This window comes from Pseudomonas sp. KCJK9111, assembly GCF_046231935.1.
Classification (GTDB): domain Bacteria; phylum Pseudomonadota; class Gammaproteobacteria; order Pseudomonadales; family Pseudomonadaceae; genus Aquipseudomonas; species Aquipseudomonas parafulva_B.
In genome coordinates this window covers 1-5,601 of record NZ_JBJJMO010000110.1, presented here as the reverse complement: position 1 = coordinate 5,601, position 5,601 = coordinate 1, and the positions used below count along the sequence as shown (strand labels likewise).

At 60.5% G+C, this 5,601-nt stretch carries 5 protein-coding genes; 2 read left to right on the top strand and 3 right to left on the bottom strand.

Going from position 1 to position 5,601, the window contains the following annotated elements:
• Both ACK59L_RS21190 and ACK59L_RS21185 read left to right on the top strand, forming a co-directional pair.
• Positions 1-938: ABC transporter substrate-binding protein (locus ACK59L_RS21190; protein ID WP_409275872.1), on the top strand; the 938-nt coding region annotated here is incomplete at its 5' end.
• A 15-nt stretch (positions 939-953) separates the two neighbouring features.
• Complete coding sequence (locus tag ACK59L_RS21185) at positions 954-1,910, top strand: aliphatic sulfonate ABC transporter substrate-binding protein (protein ID WP_409275870.1); 957 nt, start codon at positions 954-956, stop codon at positions 1,908-1,910.
• 301 nt (positions 1,911-2,211) lie between these two features.
• On the opposite strand, the gene tal is transcribed toward ACK59L_RS21185, so the two are convergent.
• The 3 genes from tal to ACK59L_RS21170 all read right to left on the bottom strand — a co-directional run.
• Complete coding sequence (gene tal / locus ACK59L_RS21180) at positions 2,212-3,138, bottom strand: transaldolase (RefSeq protein ID WP_409275868.1); 927 nt, start codon at positions 3,136-3,138, stop codon at positions 2,212-2,214.
• A gap of 176 nt (positions 3,139-3,314) precedes the next feature.
• Positions 3,315-4,325: a tRNA dihydrouridine(20/20a) synthase DusA gene (dusA, locus tag ACK59L_RS21175; RefSeq protein WP_409275866.1), complete on the bottom strand. Its 1,011-nt coding sequence runs from the start codon at positions 4,323-4,325 to the stop codon at positions 3,315-3,317.
• A 910-nt stretch (positions 4,326-5,235) separates the two neighbouring features.
• Positions 5,236-5,601, bottom strand: a 366-nt coding sequence (locus ACK59L_RS21170) for a hypothetical protein (RefSeq protein WP_409275864.1), incomplete at its 5' end; no start/stop codon positions are given.

Here is a 5,601-nt window from a genome sequence, read left to right as displayed (position 1 = left end):
TGGCGGCAGCCATCCTGTTGATGGGCCAGGCCAGCGCCTCGGAGCGCCTGACCCTGCGCATCGGTGATCAAAAGGGCAACATGCGGGCCCAGCTGGAGGCGGCTGACGCCCTGCGCGATCTACCCTACGACATCCAGTGGGCGGAATTCCCCGCAGCTGCGCCCCTCGCCGAAGCGCTCAATGCCGGTGCGATCGATGCCGGCATCATTGGTGATGCGCCGCTGCTGTTCGTGCTTGCCTCAGGGGCGCCGGTCAAGGCCGTGGCGGTCGACAAGTCTGACCCCTACGGTACCGCGCTGCTGGTCAGGCCCGATTCGCCGGTGCGCACAGCGGCTGAACTCAAGGGCAAGCGCATTGCAACCGGGCGAGGTTCCATCGGGCATCATCTGGCACTCAAGGCCTTGGCGCAGGTCGGGCTGAGCGAAAAGGATGTGCAGTTGCGGTTTCTCGGGCCGGTGGATGCCAAGATCGCTCTGGCCAACGGCTCGGTAGACGCCTGGGCCACCTGGGAGCCTTACACCGCGCTGGCTGAACTCAGTGGGCAGGGAAGGGTGCTGGTCAATGGGCGGGGTCTTTCCAGTGGGAACAGCTTCCTCGCCGCTACCGACAAGGCGTTGAGCGAACCTGCACGGCAGGCTGCAGTGCAGGACTACCTCAACCGCCTGGCCGAGGCGCAGGTCTGGGCCAACCAGCACCTGGACAGTTACTCGAAAACCCTTGCCGCCATCATCGGCTTCCCCCAGGACGCGGCCCGTCTGCAATTTGAGCGTCGTCACTTGCGCTGGCAGGTGATCGACCCCCAAACCATCGCCACTCAGCAGGAGACGGCCGATTTTTACCATGCCCACGGGCTGATGACTGAACGCCTTGAAGTGGCACCCACTTTCGCCAGCGGCTTTACCGTTCCTGAAAGCACCAAGCTGACTGCGCAACCTTGACCCGGAGATATCCTGATGAGCGTGATCACACTACGCAGGCTTTGCCTGGCGCTATTGGCCAGCACGGTGCTGCCAAACCTGGCGAACGCCGACCAAACGTTGCGCATCGGTTATCAGAAATCCTCGACCCTGCTGACGCTGCTCAAGGCCCGTGGCAGCCTGGAGCAGCGCCTGCGGGCCGAGGGCATTCGCGTCACGTGGCATGAATTTCCAAGCGGATTGCCGCTCTTGGAAGCGCTGAACCTGGGCAATGTCGATATTTCGGCGGATGTTGCCGACACTGTGCCTGTGTTCACCCAGGCAGCAGGTGCAAAGCTTACGTACTTCGCCCGCGAGACACCGTCGCCGACCGCTCAGGCTATCTTGGTACCTGCGGATTCGACCCTCAAGACCTTGGCCGACCTCAAGGGCAAGCGCGTGGCCGTGACCAAGGCAGCAGGCAGCCATTACCTGCTGATCCAGGCGCTGGCCCAGGCGGGGCTCACGTTCAAGGACATCAGCCCCGCCTACCTGATACCGGCCGATGGCCGCGCCGCGTTCGAGAACCGCAAGGTCGATGCCTGGGTGACGTGGGACCCTTATGTGGCCAGCGCCCAACGTCAGCAAAATGCACGCATACTTGCCGATGGGAGTGAGTTGGCCAGCTATCAGCGCTACTACCTGGCGGGCAGCGACTATGCCAAGGCTCATCCTGAGGTGCTGCAGCAGGTGTACCTCGCCTTGCGTGAGGCCGGCACCTGGACCAAAGCCCACCCGGCCCAGGCCGCGCGCATTCTCGGCCCACTGTGGGGCAACCTGGACAGTGCCACGGTGCAACAGGCCAACGCCCGGCGCAGTTACGACGTACAGCCGGTCAAGCCAGAGAACCTGGGCGAGCAGCAGCGCATCGCCGATGCCTTCTATCGTGAAGGGCTGTTGCCGAAAAAGGTGGATGCGAGTGCCGTGAGCCTTTATGAGCCGGTTCAGAAGTAGTGCAAACAGGGCGGTAGCCCGATGGTAGGACCGCGACGTTGAAGTCCTGGGCCTGCTGCGCCGCCCAGCACGGCCGGGAATGCTCCCAGGCAAAACTCAAGCATCCAGATGCAGTGCAAGTGCTCCGAACGGCCAAAGCTGTCCTGAGCATTACGCGTTACCTGTAGGAGCGGTCTCGTGCCGCGATGGCCCGCGCAGCGGGCCCGGCGATATGAGCTCAAACGTATAAAGTTCGGGCTACCCCGCCGCATCGCGGCCCAGAAAGCCCCCGGCAAAGCTGTCTCGCCCCAACATGGCTGGATCAGCCTTTTTCAGCCATGACCTTCTCAAGCTTCTCCTGATCGCGCGCAAACTGGCGGATGCCCTCGGCCAGCTTCTCGGTAGCCATGGCGTCTTCGTTCATGTCCCAGCGGAACTCGCTCTCACTCAGTTGACGCTTGGGCTCCCCGGCATTGCCTGGCTTCAGTACCTGCGGCAGGTCGCCCTGGTCTTCGCTCAACTGCTGCAGCAGCTCTGGGCTGATGGTCAGGCGATCGCAACCGGCGAGCTGTTCGATCTGGTTGGTGTTGCGGAAGCTGGCGCCCATGACCACGGTGTCGTAGCCGTTGGCCTTGTAGTAGTTGTAGATCCGCGTGACGGACTGTACGCCTGGATCATCGGCACCGGTGTACTCCTTACCCGTGCTTTTCTTGTACCAATCGTAGATCCGGCCCACGAACGGCGAAATCAGGAACACACCGGCGTCGGCGCAGGCCTGGGCCTGGGCGAAGGAGAACAGCAAGGTCAGGTTGGTCTGAATGCCTTCCTTCTCCAGCTTTTCGGCGGCGCGAATACCTTCCCAGGTAGACGCCAGCTTGATCAGCACACGGTCACGGCCAACACCGGCCTTGTCGTACAGCTCGATCAGTGAGCGCGCCTTGGCCAGCAGGGCAGGCTCGTCGAACGACAGCCGCGCATCCACTTCGGTCGAGATACGCCCGGGGATGGCTTTCAAAATGCCCGAACCCACCGCCACCGCGAACATGTCGCAGGCCTGGTCCACATCACCGTTGGCCTCGCCCTTCACGCGCGTGAGCAACTCGGCATAGGCCGGAATGGCAGCAGCCTTGAGCAGCAGCGACGGGTTGGTGGTGGCATCTACCGGTTTCAGGCGCGTGATGGCGTCCAGGTCACCGGTGTCGGCGACCACGGTAGTGAACTGCTTGAGTTGTTCCAGCTTGGAAGTCATGGGCGTGCTCTGTCCTGTGCAATGGCTCGACATTACCCCAGCCCCCACGGTCGCTCAAGGGCCCGGCTGTACGAGAGGTGAGTGTTCGAGTACCCACCGTCTCCCAGGTTCCCTTCAGGCCGGGCCTTGCATCGTGTCGCGCAACCAGCAGGCACTTGCGTGACAGGCCAGCGCCCTCAACGCCCCTGCAGCAACTCGACGGCCTGGTCGAACACGGCCAGCGGCTCGGCCGCCTTGTGGATGTCTGCCGAAAGCAGTTGGCGGAACCGGCGAGCGCCCTTGAAGCCCTGGGCCAGGCCGAGAATATGCCGGGTCACGTGATGCATCGCACCCCCTGCCTGCATATGCGCCACGATGTAAGGCCGTAACTGCGCCAGCACTTCGGTGCGGGTGACCACTGGTGCAACGCTGCCGAACAGCTGTTGATCCACCTCAGCCAGCAGGTACGGGTTGTGATAGGCCTCGCGGCCCAGCATCACGCCATCGAAGGTCTGGAGGTGGGAATGGCAGTCGGCCAAGGTCTTGATACCGCCGTTGAGCACGATCTCAAGGTCCGGGTAATCAGCTTTCAGCTGCGCGGCCACGTCATAGCGCAGCGGCGGCACTTCGCGGTTTTCCTTGGGCGACAACCCTTCGAGAATGGCGATGCGTGCGTGCACGGTGAAACTGCGGCAACCCGCCTCGCGCACCTGCCCGACGAAGTCACACAACTGTGCATAGCTGTCGCGGCCATTGATGCCGATGCGGTGCTTGACCGTCACCGGTGTCGAGACGGCGTCGCGCATGGCCTTCACGCAATCGGCCACCAGCGCCGGGTGCGCCATCAGGCAGGCACCGATCATGTTGTTCTGCACCCGGTCGCTGGGGCAGCCGACATTGAGGTTGACCTCATCATAGCCATCGGCCTCAGCCAGCCGCGCACACGCCGCCAGATCCGCCGGCACGCTGCCGCCCAGCTGCAGGGCCAGCGGGTGCTCGGAGGCATCGTGGCGCAGGAAACGCTGGGCGTCGTTGTGCAGCAGGGCACCGGTGGTGACCATTTCGGTGTAGAGCAGGGTGTGCTTGGAGAGCAGGCGCAGGAAGAACCGGCAGTGGCGGTCGGTCCAGTCCATCATGGGTGCAACGCTGAAGCGGCGGGATGGCTCAGGGCACGTATTTTGTGGCTTTGAGGCTGATTCTAGGGGCATTCTGGTCTACGCATTTTCAATCGTTTTTCCGGGATTTTATGGCGTCTTGGTGTGACGTTGGTGCGATGTACCACCGGCCAATAACGCTTGTACCACCGGAAATCATGGCAACGATTAGAGCAAGGGAAAAAGGCTGGTTGAACGGTTGGGTTATCCGTCCAAGTCAGCCCTAACAAAAAGGGTGGCCTAGTCTATCAAGAAGCCCAGACATTCGTCCGCAAGCTGGCAGCACAGGTCTGGGCAAAGCGACGAGAGTCCGAGTTGGCCGTGTCTGGCGCTATCGCCTACCGTGGAGGGCACCCAGTCAAGGACATGATTGAGATCGGCAGCGACGAGTGGTGACATCTGCCGCATGGGGCGAGGGCGATTGTGCAAAGCTTGCCACGTTTGTGCACGCAGATCTCCCTTACGGCACCGATTCAATTGGCACGGCCTAGTTCATGGCATGCAAGATGCTGGGCGTGGAGTATCTGCACTTTCACGATCTACGCAATAAAGGTGTGAACAGGTTGTTCCGAACGGCCTGGTTTATCCGGCAGGTTTCGAGTATGCCCGGCCATTGTGACTGACATTCGCTGTGGCGTTACACGCATCTGAGAGGTGTTCGATATAAGGAGTGGAGCCGGTGAGAACGGATCATCCATGCGTCGGTAAGCGCCACTCGGATTTGTTTTGACGATTCGATGCAACGGAGCTGATTAGCCCAATGGACGGTTCGGCCTGCCCGCAGAGGCCTTATCTACGCTGTTGTTATCACCGCTTTGGGTCTATCCGATTGGTTGGGTGGCCGCTTTCAACCCGCTGCGGTCCCTCATCCACCCCGAAACCGTGCCAAAACCCATTACTAATGTAGCCTGCAGGCTGATTGTAGTTGATCGCAATTAAGCGCAATGAAACATTAGAAAAACTCTCAGCTAGTGCCGTCGTGCTCTAGATTTAGATTGCCGTGCTTCGAGCTAGTATTATTTCGGGCAATAATGCTGAGTTTTAAAGTCTTCAGAAATATCCAGCGCCAAACTTTAGGAAGCATAGAGCGAAGCAGGCGGCGAGCAGGAGTTATCGGCAGAAGCAAGATCCAAACTATACTGACAACGACGCCGACAACTAGACCGACTGGCATCAGAGCAATTTTCGTAAGGTCTTGAAGGAATTCTAAAGCAGAAAAAGACCGCTCATAAGTATGGTGTTTCAGTAGCGCATCGGAAATAACGTTAGTCCCAATCGCTCCTGATACGAATGGAAGCATGTAGGCGAATACCAGGTGGTAGCGCTCAAG

Bases quoted from the DNA above. Each gene is read 5' to 3' on its own strand.
- ACK59L_RS21185 (WP_409275870.1), top strand. From the start codon at position 954: ATGAGCGTGATCACACTACGCAGGCTTTGCCTGGCGCTATTGGCCAGC.
- tal (WP_409275868.1), bottom strand. From the start codon at position 3,138: ATGACTTCCAAGCTGGAACAACTCAAGCAGTTCACTACCGTGGTCGCC.
- dusA (WP_409275866.1), bottom strand. From the start codon at position 4,325: ATGCCCCTAGAATCAGCCTCAAAGCCACAAAATACGTGCCCTGAGCCA.